Genomic DNA, 16263 nt, shown 5'->3' with positions numbered 1-16263 from the left:
AATCAGCGTCGAGGTGAGGAGGCGCGGGGTCATCTTCATGCGGATGCTTTCTGTGTCAGGGAGGTCATGCTGCGCATGAGCGCCTCCGGGGTGGCTTCGGATGCGGGGAGGCAGTCGGTGACGCGTCCCTCGAAGACGGTGTAGATGCGGTCGGACATGCCGAGCAGCTCCGGCAGCTCGCTGGAGATCACGATCACTCCCTTGCCCTGGGCGGCGAGCTCGTTGATGATGCCGTAGATCTCGTACTTCGCTCCGACGTCGATGCCGCGGGTCGGCTCGTCCAGGATGAGCAGATCCGGATCCGTGAACATCCACTTCGCCAGGACGACCTTCTGCTGGTTGCCGCCGGAGAGGGTGCCGACGACCTGGTCGACGGTCGGCGTCTTGATGCGCAGCGACTTCCGGTAGCGCTCCGAGACCTGAGTCTCCTCGATGCTGTTGACGACGCCGCGCCGGGCGATCTTGGACAGCTTCGCCGAGACGATCGAGCGCTTGATCGAGTCGAGCAGGTTGAGGCCGAGCACCTTGCGGTCCTCGCTGACGTAGGCGAGGCCGTGCTTGATCGCGCTCTTCACGTCGGGGAGCGTGATCTCCTGGCCGTCCTTGATGATGGTCCCCGAGAGGAACTGCCCGTAGGAGCGTCCGAAGATGCTCATCGCGAACTCGGTGCGGCCCGCGCCCATCAGGCCCGCGATGCCGACGACCTCGCCACGGCGCACCTCGATGCTCGAGCCCTTGACGACCATGCGCTCGGACACGCTGGGGTGGCGCACCCACCAGTCCTTGACCTCGAAGAAGACGTCGCCGATCTCCGGCGTCCGGTCGGGGTAGCGGCTCTCCAGCGAGCGCCCGACCATCCCGCGGATGATGCGGTCCTCGTTGATCTCGCCCCGGCTGACGTCGAGCGTCTCGACGGTGCGGCCGTCGCGGATGATCGTGATCTCGTCGGCGATCTGCTCGATCTCGTTGAGCTTGTGGCTGATGATGATCGACGTGATGCCCTTGGCCTTCAGGCCCAGGATCAGATCGAGCAGGTGCTGCGAGTCGTTCTCGTTGAGGGCTGCCGTCGGCTCGTCGAGGATGAGGAGCTTGACGTCCTTGTTGAGCGCCTTGGCGATCTCGATGAGCTGCTGCTTGCCGACGCCGAGGTGCTTGATCGCGACGTCCGGATCCTCCCGAAGACCCACGCGGGCCAGCAGCTCGATCGTCCGCGCCTTCTGCGCGGCCCAGTCGATCGCGACGCCGTTGCGGATCTCGTTGCCGAGGAAGATGTTCTCGGTGATGGAGAGCTCGGGGATCAGCGCGAGCTCCTGATGGATGATCACGATGCCGGCGTGCTCGCTGGCGGCGATGTCCTTGAAGCGCTGCTCCTGCCCGTAGAGCAGGATCTCGCCGTCGTAGCTGCCGTACGGATACACCCCGGACAGCACCTTCATCAGGGTCGACTTGCCGGCGCCGTTCTCGCCGCAGATGGCGTGCACCTCGCCGCTGCGAACGGTGATCGACACGTCGGAGAGGGCCTTCACGCCCGGGAACTCCTTCGTGATGCTGCGCATCTCGAGGATCGGTCCGGCCACTGTGGGCAGCGTCGTCGTCTCGCTCACGGATCTCCTTCGATACCAGGTCCGGTTGATGTGACGGTTCAATGTTACCGTTCACATCGGGTTACATCGTGCCCGCGCGCTTCGGCCGTGTCAAGTGCCGAAGCCGATTTCGTGTCCTTACCGTGACGCGGCGGATTCGCGTCCGCAGAGCACGGGCACGACCGGTCCGAACTCGGGCACGGGCTCGCCGCGCAGCTGAGCCAGCAGGATCCGCACCGCCCGGCGGCCGAGCTCCGCGAAGTCCTGGTGCACGGTGGTCAGCGGAGGAGCGACGTGCGCGGCGACCGGGATGTCGTCGAAGCCGACCACGCTCACGTCGATCGGGACCCGCAGGCCGGCATCCCGGAAACCGTGCATCAGGCCGATCGCCATGAGGTCGTTGGCCGCGAACACGGCGGTGAAGTCGCGCCGCCGTGCCAGCTCCTGGCCGGCGAACCAGCCGAAGTCCGCGGTCCAGTCACCGCGGATCGGCGGGATGGTGGGCAGATCGGCGTCCCGCATCGCGTCGAGGTAGCCGCGCATTCGCGACTCGGCCTCGATCCAGTCCTGCGGGCCGGCCAGGTGCAGGATGTCGCTGTGTCCGAGCCGGATGAGGTACTCGGTGATCATGCGCGCGCCCGCCAGCTGATCCGCTGAGTGGCTGAAGCCGTCGGAGCCCGAGGCGGTCTGCAGGCTGACGAACGGCACGGACACCGCCATCCCGCGCAGCACGTTGAAGACGCGCACCTGCGGGGCGAGCACGACGATGCCGTCGACCGACTCCCGCACCAGCTGCCGCACGGCCGCGCCGATCGCCTCGGGCGTGGTGTCCGGGAGGTTGAGGGTGCTCACGGAGTAGCCCTCGGCCCGCGCCGCGTCCTCGATCGCCGCGATGGAGGACGTCGGACCGAACTCCCCCGTCGTCGCGGAGAGGATGCCGAGGGTGTTGGAGCGGCTCGTGGCGAGTGCGCGCGCCGCGACGTTCGGCCGGTAGTCCAGCACGCGGATCGCGTCCAGGACGCGCTCCTTGGTCTCCGGCCGGATGCTGGGGTGATCGTTGAGCACCCGGGAGACGGTCTGGTGGGAGACGCCGGCCAGACGGGCCACGTCGCGGATGCTCGGCATCCGGGCACGCTCGGCGGAGGTCGACATGCAGAGCCTCCTCGATGTGCACGGTCACATGAATGCTACCCATTATGCGTCCCCGTCGGCGACGCGCGCTCGCCCGATGTCAGGATTCGGTCGACACCACGTGCGCACCGCGCACCGGGCCATGCGCGCGCAGCGCCGTGCGCCCCTGCTCGCGCAGGCGTTCGGCGAGGGCGTCCGCGCCGGCCGCGCTTGCGCAGAGGAACGCGACCGTCGGACCGGATCCCGAGACGACCCCGCCCACGACGTCCTCCGCGCGGCGCACGTGCTGGATGAGCTCCTCGAGCTGCGGTCGGAGCCGGAACGAGCCCGCCTGCAGCTGGTTGCGCAGACTCCGTCCCAGCGCGGACGGGTCGCCCGACAGCAGTGACTCGAAGAACGACGGCGGCACCTGCACGGGATCCCGTCGCCGCCGCTGCGCGTGCCCCACCGGGTCGCTCTCGCGCTCCTCCGCGGTCACCAGGTCGAAGGCGCGGTACACGGCGGGCGTGGACAGGCCCTCGTCATCGAGTACGAGCACCCACTCGTAGCGCCCACGGGACAGCGCGGCCGTGAGCACGTCGCCCCGCCCCGAACCGACGGCCGTGCCGCCCATCAGCGCGAACGGCACGTCGGCGCCCAGCCGCGCGGCGAGCTCGTGCAGCCGGGCGTGGTCGAGGCCGGTCCGCCACAGCTCGTTGCACGCGAGGAGCGCGGCCGCGGCGTCGGCGGACCCTCCCCCCATGCCGCCCGCGACCGGGACGCTCTTGCGCACGTCCAGGTGCACCCCGCCCTCGTAGCCGGTGGCCGCGGCGAGCGCCTTGGCGGCCCGCATGGCGAGGTTGCGGTCGTCGAGCGGCACGGTGTCCGGCGCCGCCGCCCCGGAGACCGCGATCGTGAAGTCGTCCGCCGGTGTCGCCACGACGTCCTCGTACAGGGAGACGGCCTGGAACACGGTGGAGAGCGCGTGGTAGCCGTCCTCATCGAGGTCGCCGACGCCGAGGAACAGGTTGATCTTGCCGGGAGCGCGCACGTGCACGCGCGGCACGGGCTCGTCGTCCGGCTGCTCCTCCGCGATGCTCATCGGCTCACAGCTCCGAGGAGACCGACCACAGGTTCACGTCGAGGCCGGCGCCCGCGATGCGATCGATGTGCGCGAGCTCTTCTGCGGTGAGGGCGGGGGCGTCCAGCGCGGCGAGGTTCTCGTCGAGCTGAGCCGGCCGCGAGGCGCCGATGAGCGCGGACGCCACCACGCCGTCGCGGAGCACCCACTGCAGGGCGAGCTGAGCGAGGCTCTGCCCGCGTTCCCGGGCCAGGTCGTTGAGGGCGCGCAGGATCGCGAGACCCTCGTCGCTGAGCGGCTTGTCCGGCAGCGACCCGCGCTTCTGCGCCCGCGTCGCGGTGCCGTCGCCGAGGTACTTGTCGGTGAGCAGGCCCTGTGCCAGCGGCGTGAACGCGATGGCGCCCATCCCCTCCTCGCGGAGCGTCTCGGTGAGCCCGTCCTCCACCCAGCGGTTCAGGATCGAGTACGAGGGCTGATGGATCACCAGCGGGGTGCCGAGCTCACGAGCGATGTCGGCCGCGGCCTCGGTGCGCTCCGCGCTGTAGGAGGAGATGCCGACGTAGAGCGCCTTGCCCTGGCGGACCAGCGTGTCGAGGGCTCCGATCGTCTCCTCGATCGGCGTCTCCGGATCCACCCGGTGCGAGTAGAAGATGTCGACGTAGTCCAGGCCCATCCGGGTCAGCGACTGGTCCGCGCTGGCCAGGATGTACTTGCGGCTGCCGAGGTCGCCGTACGGCCCCGGCCACATGTCCCAGCCGGCCTTGGACGAGATGATGAGCTCGTCCCGGTACGGCCGCAGGTCCTCCGCGAAGATGCGCCCGAAGTTCTTCTCCGCGGAGCCGTAGGGCGGACCGTAGTTGTTCGCGAGGTCGAAATGGGTGATGCCCCGGTCGAAGGCGTGGCGCAGCAGCGCGCGCTGATCATCGAGAGGGATGTTGTCGCCGAAGTTCCACCAGAGCCCGAGCGAGATCGCGGGCAGGTACAGGCCGGAGGATCCGACCTGGCGGAAATGCGCCCCTTCGTATCGATCGGCCGCGGCCGTGTAGGGGCGGTGGATGTCGAGGACGTCTGGGCGGAATCGCGGCTCGGTCACGATCCCAGGGTAGCGGCGGAGCCTCTCATCGCTCCCTCTTCCTCGACGCGCGCGCGACGCGAACCCCTCCTCCGTCGGCCGGCGGGCACTCGCCGATATGCTGCGGACTCGCTAGGATGATCGGCCAACCGCGGACCGAGCCCGATCCGCGTCCGATCACGCTCGCCCCCAGTGCGGATCTCTACCCGAACAGTGCACTCGCCCGAGCGTGCGGCGACAGGATCTGTCATGCATTGGCCCCGGCGTACCCCTCTCGTCCTCCTGGCGGCCGGAGTGCTGTGCGCAAGCATCCCGGCCGCGGCCCTGACCACCGCCGACCCGGCGTGGTGGCTCTCCTGCTTCAGCCGGCTCGGGGCGATGCAGGACGGCTCGAGCGCACTCTTCAACGGCGGGATGATGCTCGCCGGCGCTGTGATCGCCCTCACCGCGCTGCCCGTGCGGCGGGGCCTCGTCGGCGCTTCTGCCGCAGGATTCCCGGCGAACCGGGCGGTATCGGTGGTGGTGCCGCTGCTCATCGTCGGGCTCGGTCTCAGCCTCGCCTTCGTGGGCGTTCTGCCGCTCTCCTTCAACGTGTTCGCGCACGAGCGCGCGGCCAACGGCGCGCTCGCCTCCTCGGCAGGGCTGCTGCTCGTGCACCGCCTGCACCTGCGCGGCCTGTCCCGGACGCTGGACCGCCTGTCGCTCGGCGCGATCGTCGTCCTCGCCGCCGGGATGACGGCGCTGATCGCAGGAATCATCACGCTGACCGTCTTCGAAGGCCTCGCCTTCGGATCCGTGATCGCCTGGCTGCACACTCTCGAGATGCGCGTGCGGGGGCTTCGGAGCAGGGTCCCGGTCCCATTCACGGCAAACTCTCAGCATTTGATCTTGTCCCCCATTTGGGGGACACGGGGATCCGGTGTTATTGTCAAGATCTCAGCTGAGGATGTCGACCGGGATCTGGGGACTCGGTCGATATGAAGGTACCTCCGAAGTGAATGTGCCCTCTCGGGAACCCGAAACCCGAGAGGGCACACTTCGTTGTCCACGGGCCGGACTCGGCGGTTCCCGGGCCAGGCCTCGCAGTTCCCCGGCCAGGCCCCGCAGCACTCAGTCCCGGCGGGCGCTCCGCGCGATGCGGTGGTAGTCGTCGACGGTGAGGTCCTCGCCGCGCGCCGTCGGTGCGACGCCGGCCGCTTCGAGCACGGCTGATGCCTCCGCGGAACTGCCGAAGACCCCGGACAGGGCCTGACGCAGCATCTTCCGCCGCTGGTTGAACGCGGCATCCACGATCTCGAAGGTGCGGATCCGCTCCTGCTCCGTGCCGCGCGGCTCGGGATCCCGGTGGAAGCCCACGAGCAGGCTGTCGACGTTGGGCACCGGCCAGAACACCTGCCGTGACACGGTGCCGCAGAGCCGCCACGGCCCGTACCACGCGGCCTTCACGCTGGGCGCGCCGTAGATCTTGGATCCGGGCTTGGCGGCAAGGCGCTCGGCGACCTCGGCCTGCACCATCACCACACCGCGGGACAGATACGGGAACGTCTCGAGGAAATGCAGCAGCACGGGCACCGACACGTTGTACGGCAGGTTCGCGACGAGGACGGTCGGCTCCCCGGGCAGCGCGGTGACCCGGAGGGCATCGGCGTCGACGACGGTCAGGGCGCCCTCGGGCACACCGCGCTCGAGGGCCGTCTGCGGCAGACGCGCGGCCAGGCGGTGGTCGATCTCGACGGCCGTGACGCTCGCGCCGGTCTCCAGGATCGCGAGGGTGAGCGAGCCCAGCCCCGGCCCGATCTCGACGACGCGCTCCCCCGCCCGCACCTCGGCGGCCTGCACGATCTTGCGGACCGTGTTGGCGTCGACGACGAAGTTCTGGCCGAGCTTCTTCGTGGGCGTCACGTCGAGTTCGGCGGCCAGCCGGCGGATGTCGGCGGCGCCGAGCAGGGAGACGGTCATCTGACCATTCTCCCGCACGACGCCGGTCCGCCCGGTCCGACCGGCCTGTCCGCGGCCGCCCCTAGGATCGATCAGGTGTCCAGACTCGGCGAGCTGATCGCGCCCTCGCGCATGGGCGGCGACTTCCGATGGCTCGTCGCATCGTTCTGGACGAGCAACGTCGGCGACGGCGTGGCCCTGGCGGCCGCTCCCCTGCTGATCGCCTCGATGACGAGCTCCCCCGTGCTGGTGGCGATGGGCGCGATGATGCAGTTCCTGCCGTGGCTCCTGTTCGGCCTGCACGCCGGCGCGATCGCCGACCGATTCGACCGCCGCCGCCTGGTGATGCTGGGGAACGCGCTGCGCGGCCTCGTGGTGCTCGCGCTGTGCGTCTTCCTGCTCACCGGGCACGCGACCATCGCGCTCGTGCTCGTCGCGACGTTCCTGTACGGCACGGCGGAGGTGTTCGTGAACTCCGCGAGCAGCACGCTGCTGCCGATGATGGTGCGCTCGGAGGACCTCGGCCTCGGCAACGCCCGCCTGCAGTTCGGCTATCTCGTCGCGAATCAGCTCGGCGGACCTCCGCTGGGCGCGTTCCTGTTCGCGCTCGGGTCGTTCTGGCCTTTCCTGCTGCAGGTGCTCTGCGTCCTGCTGGCCGTGGTCCTGATCTCCCGGATCACCCGCACCCCCGTGCCGCCCCGCGGAGCCGCAGAGGCGTCCGCACCTCCGCGCACCGCGGTGCACACCGACATCGCGGTCGGCATCCGCTGGCTGTGGCGCAACCCGCCGGTGCGCACGCTCGTCGTGATCATCCTCGTGTTCAACGTCACCTGGGCCGCGCCGTGGAGCGTGCTCGTCCTGTACGCGACCGAGCACCTGCACATGGGGCCGATCGGCTATGCGGCGCTGACGACGGCGTCGGCAGTGGGCGGGATCCTCGCCACGCTCTCGTTCGGCTGGCTGGAGCGGCACGTCTCGTTCGCGCTGCTGATGCGGATCTGCCTCTCGCTCGAGGTGCTCATGCACCTCACGATGGCGCTGATCACGGCCGGCTGGGCAGCGCTCGTGGTCCTCGTCGTGTTCGGCGCGTACGCGTTCGTGTGGGGCACGATCTCGACGACCGTGCGGCAGCGGCTCGTGCCCATGGAGCTCCAGGGCCGGATCGCATCCGTGAACATGGTCGGCGTGTTCGGCGGCATGGTGATCGGGCAGGTGCTGGGCGGGCTGATCGCGCAGGTCTGGGGGCTCACCGCGCCCTGGTGGTTCGCGTTCGTCGGCGCCGGCATCACGCTGGTGCTGGTGTGGCGCTCGATCTCGCACATCACCGCGGCGCCGAGCGTGCTCGACGACACGCTCGACGGGGACGCGCGCGACGAGGTTCAGGCGAACGAGCCGTAGACCTCGAGCGTGTTCGCGGCGATCTGCGCGCCGAGCTCATCGGCGTCGAGGCCCAGCTCGGCGGCCATGAACCGCAGGGTGAGCGGGATGAGATATGGGGCGTTGGGCCGCCCGCGCAGCGGCACCGGCGTGAGGAACGGGGCGTCCGTCTCGACCAGGATCCGCTCCCGCGGCGTGACGGCGAGCGCATCCCGCAGGTTCTGCGCGTTCTTGAAGGTGACGTTGCCGGCGAACGACAGGTAGTACCCCGCCTCGGCGCAGATCCGCGCCATCGCCGCGTCGCCGGAGAAGCAGTGGAAGACGGTGCGCTCCGGCGCGCCGACCCGCTGCAGGGTCGACAGGACGTCGTCGTGCGCATCGCGATCGTGGATCTGCATCGCGATGCCGTGCTTCTTCGCGAGCGCGATGTGCGCCTCGAAGGAGGCGTGCTGCGCGGCGCGGCCCGGCTCCTCGGTCCGGAAGTAGTCCAGGCCGGTCTCGCCGATCGCCCGTGTCCGCGGGCGGGCGGCGAGCTCGTCGACCACGGCGATCGCCTCGTCGAGCCGCCCCGCGGCGGCGTACGTCGGCGCGTCGTTGGGGTGGATCGCGACGGCGGCCAGCACGCGCGGATCCGCCTCGGCCGCAGCCACCGCCCATCGCGAGGACTCGATGTCGCCCGACGCCTGCACGACGCCGAGGATCCCGACGGCCTGCGCGCGATCGAGCTGCTCGGCGAGCGTGAGCCCCTGGGCCCCTGAGCCCGTCGAAGGTCCGTCGGCGATCTCTAGGTGGCAGTGGTTGTCGTACACCGGCACCGCGAGCGGATCCGGCAGCGGCGGGTAGCGCAGGTCCTTGCGGCCGTCCGTGGCGCGCTCGCGCACGTAGGTCTCCGGGATGGCGTCGCTCATGCGGATCGGATCAGGCCGTGGCCTCGATGCGCGGGAACAGCGGCGTGAGCGTCTGCACGGTGGTGCCGGCGGGCAGCTGCCCCCAGCGACCGGCCTCGCGGATCGGCTGCGCCGTGAGGGCGCCCAGCGCGCCCTCCGCGCCGAGCGCGTCCCAGAGCTTCGCGGTCGACTGCGGCATCACCGGCGACAGCAGCACGGCGAGGGCGCGCAGCCCCTCGGCGCAGGTGTACAGCACCGTGCCGAGGCGGTCCTTCTGCTCCTCGTCCTTCGCCAGCGACCACGGCTCGTTCTCGGTGATGTACCCGTTGAGCGCGTCGACGATGGTCCACACGTCGGCGATGGCCTCGTCGATGCGGAACCGCTCGACCGCCGCGTCGGCGTCGGCAGCAGCCTTCGCGACGACCTGCTGCACCGCGAGGTCCTGCGCGGTGTACTCCCCCGCCGCCGGGACGACGCCGCCGAAGTAGCGCTCGATCATGGCGATCGTGCGGGATGCGAGGTTGCCGAAGCCGTTCGCGAGCTCGGCCTGGTAGCGCGCCGACAGATCCTCCCAGGAGAAGGATCCGTCCTGGCCGAACGCGATCGCGGAGAGGAAGTAGAACCGGTACGCGTCGGATCCGAACACGTCGGTGATCTCGGTCGGCGCGATGCCCGTGAGCTTCGACTTCGACATCTTCTCGCCGCCGACGAGCAGCCAGCCGTGTGCGAAGACGCCCTTGGGCACCTCCAGCCCCGCGGCCATCAGCATGGCCGGCCAGATCACGGCGTGGAAGCGCAGGATGTCCTTGCCCACCACGTGGTAGGCGGGCCAGCGACGCTCGAAGGTCGCCTCGTCGGATCCGTAGCCGACCGCGGTCACGTAGTTGAGCAGCGCATCGACCCACACGTAGATGACGTGCGAGGTGTCCCACGGCAGCGGGATGCCCCAGTCGAACGTGGAACGGGAGATCGACAGATCCTTCAGCCCCTGGGACACGAACGAGATGACCTCGTTGCGCGCGGAGTCGGGGCGCACGAAGTCGGGCTGGGTCTTGTACAGCTCGAGCAGGCGGTCCTGGAACTCGCTCAGCTTGAAGAAGTAGTTCTTCTCCTGCAGCAGCTCCAGAGGCTTGGAGTGGATCGCGCAGACCTTGAGCCCCTCGAACGGGCCCGTTCCGTCGACGATCTCGGACTCGGGCTTGAACTCCTCGCAGCCCACGCAGTACAGCGCCTCGTACTCGCCGGCGTAGATGTAGCCGGCGTCGTAGAGCTTCTGGAAGAACACCTGCACGTTGGTCTCGTGCCGCTCCTGCGTGGTGCGGATGAAGTCGTCGTTGGCGACGTCGAGCGTGGTCAGCAGCGGGAACCAGCTCTCGCTGACGAGCTTGTCCACCCACTCCTGCGGGGTGACGCCGTTGGCTGCGGCCGCGCGCAGCATCTTCTGGCCGTGCTCGTCCGTGCCGGTGAGCATCCAGGTGTCATCGCCCGCCTGACGGTGCCACCGTGCGAGGGTGTCCACCGCGACGCTGGTGTAACCGTGACCGATGTGGGGCACGTCCGACGGGTAATAGATCGGCGTGGTGATGTAGAAGGACTCGCCTGCGGGCATGGGTTCGATTCTAGGCGGGATGCGGGGCCCGGTTCGGACGATGACGACGGGCGCCCGCTCAGCGCCGCTGACCGATCACGGCACCGTGCGGGCGGACACTGCCGACGGCGCCAGGGTCTCGGTCACGCCGCTCGGCATGCACGACGAAGAGCCCTGCCTCGCCGAGCAGGGCGGTGAGCGCAGCGGCGGACCAGTAGTACGCCGGGGCGACCGCGTGCGCGAACCTCTCACCAGGCTCGCCGTCGAAGAAGCCGATCAGGATCCGTCCGCCCGGGGCGAGTACGCGAGCCAGCTCGGTGAGGGCCGCGGGCACCTCGGCCGGCGGCAGATGGATGAGCGAGTACCACGCGAGGACGCCGCCGAAGGCGCTCTCGGGGAACGGCAGATCGAGGATCGACGCCGCCTCGAACCGCAGCTCCGGGTGGCGCTCCCGGGCGGCCGCCAGGAACTCCGCGGAGACGTCGACGCCGATGACGTCCCGTCCGGGCTCCGCGAGGTACGCGGTCCACAGCCCCGGCCCGCATCCGGCGTCGAGCAGCCTGCCAGGAGTCTCATCCCGCCATTGTTCGACGAGTGCGACGTCGGAGCGCTCCATCTGGTCGAGGCTCCCGATCAGCGCGATGTACTCCGCCGCGCGTGCATCATATGCAGCACCTATTCCCGCGTCGTCCACGCAGCGATCCTTCCACGGGGCCGTTCAGACGAACTGGACGCGCGGCATCGGGGTGTCGATGTAGACGCGGCCGGTCGGGCTGGTCCATTCCATGACACCGCCGGCTTTCTGCACCACGTTCCACCGCCAGCGGTCATCGTTGTCCGGGTGTTTCAGCACATGGTGCCCTTCGCAGAGACAGCTCAGATTGCCGAGATGAGTCGGGCCGCCTTTGGCGTAGTCGAGGGTGTGATCGAGCTGGCATCGTCGCGCCGCGAGCCGGCACCCCGGGAACCGGCAGCGCTGGTCTCGGGCGCGCAGCTGTTTCTTCATCCGCTCGGTCGGCGTGTAGCTGTCGGTGCAGACGATCATCCCGGACGGATCCAGGAACAACCGCTCCCAATGCTCTGCACCGCCGGCGAGAGCACGGACGAGGTCGGACTGAATCGGCCCATGCCCGTCGAGCTCGGCGAGCCGGTCATCGATCCCTGCGAGGGTTGTCGCCGCGATCGTGACCTGCACGGTGCCCCGCACCGCATCCAGCCCGTTCTCGATCAGGCTGTCGGTCGCCGCCGCGAGCAGCAGATCGGTCACGATGTCCGCACGGGCCTGATCCAGCGTTCGCTCGTCGGGGAGCGGCTCCCCCGCGCCTGCGGCCACGGCCTCGAAGCCGGTGAGACGGCTCAGGTCGTCGTCGGTCAGCTCGACACCCTCCTGGGGCGCGAATGGCCCGTCGAATCCGTTGCAGGCAGTCGTCGCAGTGATGATCCGCGCCTGCTTGGCGAGAGCCGTCGCCCGGTCGAACGCGGCGTGCGCGAGCACGCTCGGAATCAGCAACTGGAACAGGCTCATCCCGTCTTCACGGTCCTGCACCGTCACGGTGCGGTCCTCACGCGCACGCCGATGCCGTTCCACGACAGTCTCAGGCGCGATCACCGCGACGACGCTCTTGGCGAACGCCTCGGTGCGCGTCGCCGCTTCCGCTCGGGCGAACGGCACGACCCGCTCCTCATAGGCTGCCGACGCAGTGCTGTCGTGGATCCCGATCGGCGTCGCCGCGGTGACGATCACCGTGGCATGCCGCAGCGAGATGTCACCGGACCCAAGTGCGGATCGCGTCCGCGGGAAGCGATCGCGCAGCGCCCAACCGACGCCGAGCGCTCGGGAAGCCGCGGCGCGACTGATCCGCAGCCCTGCCGAGACCTCCGCGAACATCGAACGCTCCGCCGCCTCGAACGCCGGAGCACCCGGCGGAATCTCATCCAGCAGAAGCTGCACCCGCTCGCCCAGCAGATCCGCCTTCTCCGCCTCCAACGCCGCGATCTCACGATCGATCCGCGCACACCGGTCGACGATCTCTCCGCTACGCGTGAGGTACGGATCGATGATGACGGCCATGACTCATCTTAGATCACAAAGACGAAACTGGCAACACCTTTTGCACCTATTCATCGAACTTATCTACAAAAGCGGACGGATCTGCGAAGCCGTTGCCTGCGTCCCGCTCCGCGCGGGCGCGACATTCGATCCGTCCCTCAATCGTTCGATCGTCCCTCGGGGGCGCTGCTCAGCGCGCGGCGAGCGCCGCCTGGTACAGGTCGCGGGAGCCGAGCCCGGTGGCGGCGGCGACCTCGGCGCAGGCGTCCTTGAGCCGCACGCCCGACGCGACGAGCGCCTGCACCTGGGCCAGGGCGTCCGCCGGCGACACGGCCCGCGGCTCGGCGCCGGAGACGACCACCACGATCTCGCCCTTCACGCCCTCCGCCGCCCAGGCGGCGAGTTCGGCGGCGCCGCCGCGGCGCACCTCCTCGTAGAGCTTCGTCAGTTCGCGGCACACCGCCACGCGCCGGTCGTCGCCGAACGCCGCCGCCATGTCGCCCAGGGTCGCCGCAAGGCGGGACGGCGACTCGAAGAACACCATCGTGCGCGGCTCGACCGCGAGCGCGGCCAGCGCTGAGCGCCGCTCCCCGGGCTTGCGCGGCAGGAAGCCCTCGAACGTGAAGCGGTCGGTGGGCAGGCCCGACACGGCGAGTGCCGTGACGACGGCGCTCGGTCCCGGGATCGCCGTGACCGTCACGCCGCGTTCGGCGGCCGCGGCGACGAGCCCGTATCCGGGATCGCTGACGGTCGGCATGCCGGCGTCGCTGAGCACCACGATGTCCTCGTCCGCGGCGAGCTCGGCGAGCTCGGCAGCCTTGGCCTTCTCGTTGTGGTCGTGCAGCGCGATCAACCGCGGCCGGTTCGCGATGCCGAGCGCCTGCAACAGCCGCTGCGTGGTGCGGGTGTCCTCCGCGGCGATGACCGTCGCGTTCTCCAGCACCTCCACGAGGCGGCGGGACGCGTCGCCCAGGTTCCCGATCGGAGTGGCCGCGAGGATGATCACCCGCCCCAGCATAGGCTGAGCGGGTGACCGCGCCTCTGCTGCCGGCCCTCGACGGCCGGCACGACGACCGCCCCACGGCCTGGGAGCGGCTGCGCGACGCCTGGCACGCCGACCCGGCACGACTGCGATTGATCTCCTGGCTCGCGCCGGCACTGGTCACGCTGCTCGCCGCCGTGCTGCGCATCGCCGGCCTCGCGCATCCGCACGCGATCGTGTTCGACGAGACCTATTACGTCAAGGACGCCTGGTCGCTGTGGGTGCACGGCTATGAGGCCACCTGGGGCGACAAGGCGAACGACCTGTTCGCGAAGGGCGACACCGGCGCCCTGCAGACGGCCGGGTCGTTCGTGGTGCATCCGCCGCTCGGCAAATGGCTGATCGCCCTCGGCATCGCCGCCTTCGGTCCCGGATCCAGCTTCGGCTGGCGCATCTCCACGGCGATCATCGGCACGCTCACCGTGCTCGTCCTGTACCTGCTCGCCAAGGCGCTGACCCGCTCGATCGTGGCGGCCACCCTGGCCGGCCTGCTCCTGGCCGTGGACGGCCTCGGAATCGTGCTCAGCCGGATCGGCCTGCTGGACGGGATCCTGACGTTCTTCGTCGTGCTGGGGATCCTGTTCCTGGTGTACGACCGACAGCGGATGATGCCGCGCCTCCAGGATCGCACCTCGCACGAGCGCGACGACGCGCCGACGCTCTGGGGTCGCGTCTTCTGGGGGCGCCCCTGGGTCGTGCTGGCCGGGCTCGCGCTCGGCGCCGCGACGAGCGTGAAGTGGTCGGGCGCCTACGTGCTGGCCGCCGCCGGAATCTACCTCGTGGTCACCGACGCCCTGGCCCGCCGCCGGGCGGGCGTCGCGCTGTGGCCGGCCGACGCCGTGCTCCGCCAGGGGCCGGCGAGCTTCCTGCTGCTCGTGCCGGCAGCCGCTGCCGTCTACCTCGCGTCGTGGAGCGGGTGGTTCCTCACCTCCGGCGGCTACGATCGCCACGCGACGGGGAACGTCCTCACCTCGTGGTTCAAGTACCACTCCGACATCCTGGCGTTCCACGTCGGGTTGACCTCGTCGCATCCGTACGCGAGCCCGGCCTGGCAGTGGCCGCTGCTGATCCGCCCGACGGCGTTCTGGGTCGGCGGCCAGGACACACCGTGCTTCGGCACCGACCACTGCATCGGCACGATCACGTCGATCCCGAACCCGCTGATCTGGTACCTGGGCGTCGCGGCGTCGGTGTACCTCCTGGTGCGGTTCGTGCGCGGGCTCGTCCTCCGCTCCCCCATGCCGTGGAGCTACGCCGTTCCCCTCGTCGGGCTCGCGGCCACCTACCTGCCGTGGCTGGCGTTCCCGGAGCGCACGATCTTCCAGTTCTACACGGTGGTGATGGCGCCGTTCCTGATCCTCGCGCTCGTGCTCGCACTGCGCGACATCGCCGGCCCCCGCAGCGCCCCGCGGCACCGGCGCCAGGCCGGTCAGCGCACCGTCGTGGTGATCGTGGTGCTGATCGTGCTCGTCAGCGCGTTCTTCTACCCGCTCTGGATCGGCCTGCCGGTGCCGTGGTGGTTCTGGCAGGCCCACAACTGGATGATCACCTGGATCTGACATGCGCATCCTGGACAGCATCGACGAGCCGCTGATCGCGCAGCTGCGCGCCCAGGAGGAGTTCTTCTGGCTCGACCTGGTCTCGCCTTCCGCGGATGAGGTGCAGCGGCTCGGCACGCTGCTCGGCTGGCATCCTCTCTCCATCGAGGACACCCAGCGGATGGGTCAGCGGCCCAAGCTCGACGTCTACGGCGACGGGGCGCTGCTCGTGCTGCAGGCCGCGGTGGAGATGCACCCCGAGGACGAGAACGACCACCCGCTGGAGGAGGTGCACTGCCACCTCAGCGGCGAGTTCATCGTGACGGTGCACGGGGAGCGCTTCCAGGATCTGCGTCAGGTGCGCACCCTGCTGGAGCGCTCGACGGCCCCGAAGACCGAGCGCTACTACGTGTACAAGATCATCGACGTGATCGTGGACAGCTACTTCCCCGTGCTCGCGGATCTCGATGAGGAGATCAACGACCTCGAGGACGCCATCGTCGCCGGCGCGGGGCGGCACGAGCTGCAGGAGACGTTCCGCCTGAAGCGGCTGCTGCTGAAGCTGCGCCGGGCGGTCGTGCCGATGCGCGACCTGTTCGCCCGTCAGGCCGAGGTCATCACGGATCTGGCCGGGCTCGAGGCCGACAGCCACGACTACTTCCGCGACATCTACGACCACCTCATCCGGATCACGGACGAGCTGGACGGGTACCACGAGATGGTCGCCGGGTGCACGGATCTGTATCTGTCCACGGTCGCGAACCGGCAGGGCGAGACCTCGAAGCAGCTGGCGATCATCGCCTCGATCTTCCTGCCGTTGAGCTTCCTCACCGGGTTCTTCGGCATGAACTTCGACTTCGCCGTCAGCCACGTCTTCACGGGGCCGTGGTCGTTCTTCCTGCTCGGGCTCGGATCGATGGCGCTGTCGGCCGGGCTGATGTGGTGGTGGTTCCGCCACAAGGGCTGGACCGGGAACGACGAGTAGACGCGCCTCGGC

Annotated in this window: 14 protein-coding genes; 4 read left to right on the top strand and 10 right to left on the bottom strand. The window is 69.7% G+C overall.

Annotated features, from left to right (window positions below):
• Nucleotides 1-35: 35 nt before the first annotated feature.
• From mmsA to mgrA, 4 genes are all read right to left on the bottom strand, one after another.
• On the bottom strand, nt 36-1556 hold the full coding sequence (gene mmsA / locus AERO9AM_RS06445; protein ID WP_328821165.1) for a multiple monosaccharide ABC transporter ATP-binding protein: 1521 nt from the start codon (nt 1554-1556) through the stop codon (nt 36-38).
• Nucleotides 1557-1721: 165 nt separating this feature from the next.
• On the bottom strand, nt 1722-2735 hold the full coding sequence (locus tag AERO9AM_RS06440; RefSeq protein ID WP_159575401.1) for a LacI family DNA-binding transcriptional regulator: 1014 nt from the start codon (nt 2733-2735) through the stop codon (nt 1722-1724).
• Between the two features lie 79 nt (nt 2736-2814).
• Complete coding sequence (locus AERO9AM_RS06435) at nt 2815-3795, bottom strand: 4-(cytidine 5'-diphospho)-2-C-methyl-D-erythritol kinase (protein ID WP_159575400.1); 981 nt, start codon at nt 3793-3795, stop codon at nt 2815-2817.
• Nucleotides 3796-3799: 4 nt separating this feature from the next.
• On the bottom strand, nt 3800-4870 hold the full coding sequence (gene mgrA / locus AERO9AM_RS06430; RefSeq protein ID WP_159577404.1) for an L-glyceraldehyde 3-phosphate reductase: 1071 nt from the start codon (nt 4868-4870) through the stop codon (nt 3800-3802).
• A gap of 225 nt (nt 4871-5095) precedes the next feature.
• On the opposite strand from mgrA, the gene AERO9AM_RS06425 reads away from it, so the two are divergent.
• A complete protein-coding gene (locus AERO9AM_RS06425; protein WP_159575399.1) occupies nt 5096-5827 on the top strand; it encodes a hypothetical protein in 732 nt (243 codons plus the stop codon).
• Nucleotides 5828-5956: 129 nt separating this feature from the next.
• Here AERO9AM_RS06425 and rsmA read toward each other — a convergent pair whose 3' ends face one another.
• On the bottom strand, nt 5957-6805 hold the full coding sequence (gene rsmA, locus AERO9AM_RS06420) for a 16S rRNA (adenine(1518)-N(6)/adenine(1519)-N(6))-dimethyltransferase RsmA (protein ID WP_159575398.1): 849 nt from the start codon (nt 6803-6805) through the stop codon (nt 5957-5959).
• 111 nt (nt 6806-6916) lie between these two features.
• Here rsmA and AERO9AM_RS06415 point away from each other — a divergent pair, with 111 nt between their 5' ends.
• A complete protein-coding gene (locus AERO9AM_RS06415) occupies nt 6917-8182 on the top strand; it encodes an MFS transporter (RefSeq protein WP_159577403.1) in 1266 nt (421 codons plus the stop codon).
• On the opposite strand, the gene AERO9AM_RS06410 is transcribed toward AERO9AM_RS06415, so the two are convergent.
• The 5 genes from AERO9AM_RS06410 to rsmI all read right to left on the bottom strand — a co-directional run bounded on the left by AERO9AM_RS06410 (nt 8164) and on the right by rsmI (nt 13692).
• Nucleotides 8164-9069 (bottom strand): TatD family hydrolase, encoded by a 906-nt coding sequence (locus tag AERO9AM_RS06410; protein WP_159575397.1) that lies wholly within the window; start codon nt 9067-9069, stop codon nt 8164-8166. The genes AERO9AM_RS06415 and AERO9AM_RS06410 overlap by 19 nt on opposite strands.
• Before the next feature lie 10 nt (nt 9070-9079).
• Complete coding sequence (gene metG, locus AERO9AM_RS06405) at nt 9080-10657, bottom strand: methionine--tRNA ligase (RefSeq protein WP_159575396.1); 1578 nt, start codon at nt 10655-10657, stop codon at nt 9080-9082.
• 58 nt (nt 10658-10715) lie between these two features.
• Complete coding sequence (locus AERO9AM_RS06400) at nt 10716-11330, bottom strand: class I SAM-dependent methyltransferase (RefSeq protein ID WP_159575395.1); 615 nt, start codon at nt 11328-11330, stop codon at nt 10716-10718.
• Nucleotides 11331-11354: 24 nt separating this feature from the next.
• Nucleotides 11355-12707 (bottom strand): HNH endonuclease signature motif containing protein, encoded by a 1353-nt coding sequence (locus AERO9AM_RS06395; RefSeq protein ID WP_159575394.1) that lies wholly within the window; start codon nt 12705-12707, stop codon nt 11355-11357.
• 169 nt (nt 12708-12876) lie between these two features.
• A complete protein-coding gene (rsmI, locus tag AERO9AM_RS06390) occupies nt 12877-13692 on the bottom strand; it encodes a 16S rRNA (cytidine(1402)-2'-O)-methyltransferase (protein WP_159575393.1) in 816 nt (271 codons plus the stop codon).
• Between the two features lie 23 nt (nt 13693-13715).
• Here rsmI and AERO9AM_RS06385 point away from each other — a divergent pair, with 23 nt between their 5' ends.
• Both AERO9AM_RS06385 and AERO9AM_RS06380 read left to right on the top strand, forming a co-directional pair.
• Entirely contained in the window at nt 13716-15287 is a 1572-nt protein-coding gene (locus tag AERO9AM_RS06385) for a dolichyl-phosphate-mannose--protein mannosyltransferase (RefSeq protein WP_159575392.1), read from the top strand.
• A 1-nt stretch (nt 15288) separates the two neighbouring features.
• Nucleotides 15289-16251: a magnesium transporter CorA family protein gene (locus AERO9AM_RS06380; protein ID WP_159575391.1), complete on the top strand. Its 963-nt coding sequence runs from the start codon at nt 15289-15291 to the stop codon at nt 16249-16251.
• Nucleotides 16252-16263: the final 12 nt, after the last annotated feature.

This window comes from Microbacterium sp. 8M (assembly GCF_902506375.1).
Taxonomy (GTDB): Bacteria; Actinomycetota; Actinomycetes; order Actinomycetales; family Microbacteriaceae; genus Microbacterium.
Note: the sequence above shows the minus strand (reverse complement) of the source record. Positions and strands in the feature narration are given on the sequence as shown.

Coding starts and splice junctions, on each gene's coding strand:
- AERO9AM_RS06440 (WP_159575401.1), bottom strand. CDS start 2,735: ATGTCGACCTCCGCCGAGCGTGCCCGGATGCCGAGCATCCGCGACGTG.
- AERO9AM_RS06415 (WP_159577403.1), top strand. CDS start 6,917: ATGGGCGGCGACTTCCGATGGCTCGTCGCATCGTTCTGGACGAGCAAC.
- AERO9AM_RS06425 (WP_159575399.1), top strand. CDS start 5,096: ATGCATTGGCCCCGGCGTACCCCTCTCGTCCTCCTGGCGGCCGGAGTG.
- AERO9AM_RS06435 (WP_159575400.1), bottom strand. CDS start 3,795: ATGAGCATCGCGGAGGAGCAGCCGGACGACGAGCCCGTGCCGCGCGTG.
- rsmA (WP_159575398.1), bottom strand. CDS start 6,805: ATGACCGTCTCCCTGCTCGGCGCCGCCGACATCCGCCGGCTGGCCGCC.
- mmsA (WP_328821165.1), bottom strand. CDS start 1,556: ATGCGCAGCATCACGAAGGAGTTCCCGGGCGTGAAGGCCCTCTCCGAC.
- metG (WP_159575396.1), bottom strand. CDS start 10,657: ATGCCCGCAGGCGAGTCCTTCTACATCACCACGCCGATCTATTACCCG.
- AERO9AM_RS06410 (WP_159575397.1), bottom strand. CDS start 9,069: ATGAGCGACGCCATCCCGGAGACCTACGTGCGCGAGCGCGCCACGGAC.
- AERO9AM_RS06395 (WP_159575394.1), bottom strand. CDS start 12,707: ATGGCCGTCATCATCGATCCGTACCTCACGCGTAGCGGAGAGATCGTC.
- AERO9AM_RS06380 (WP_159575391.1), top strand. CDS start 15,289: ATGCGCATCCTGGACAGCATCGACGAGCCGCTGATCGCGCAGCTGCGC.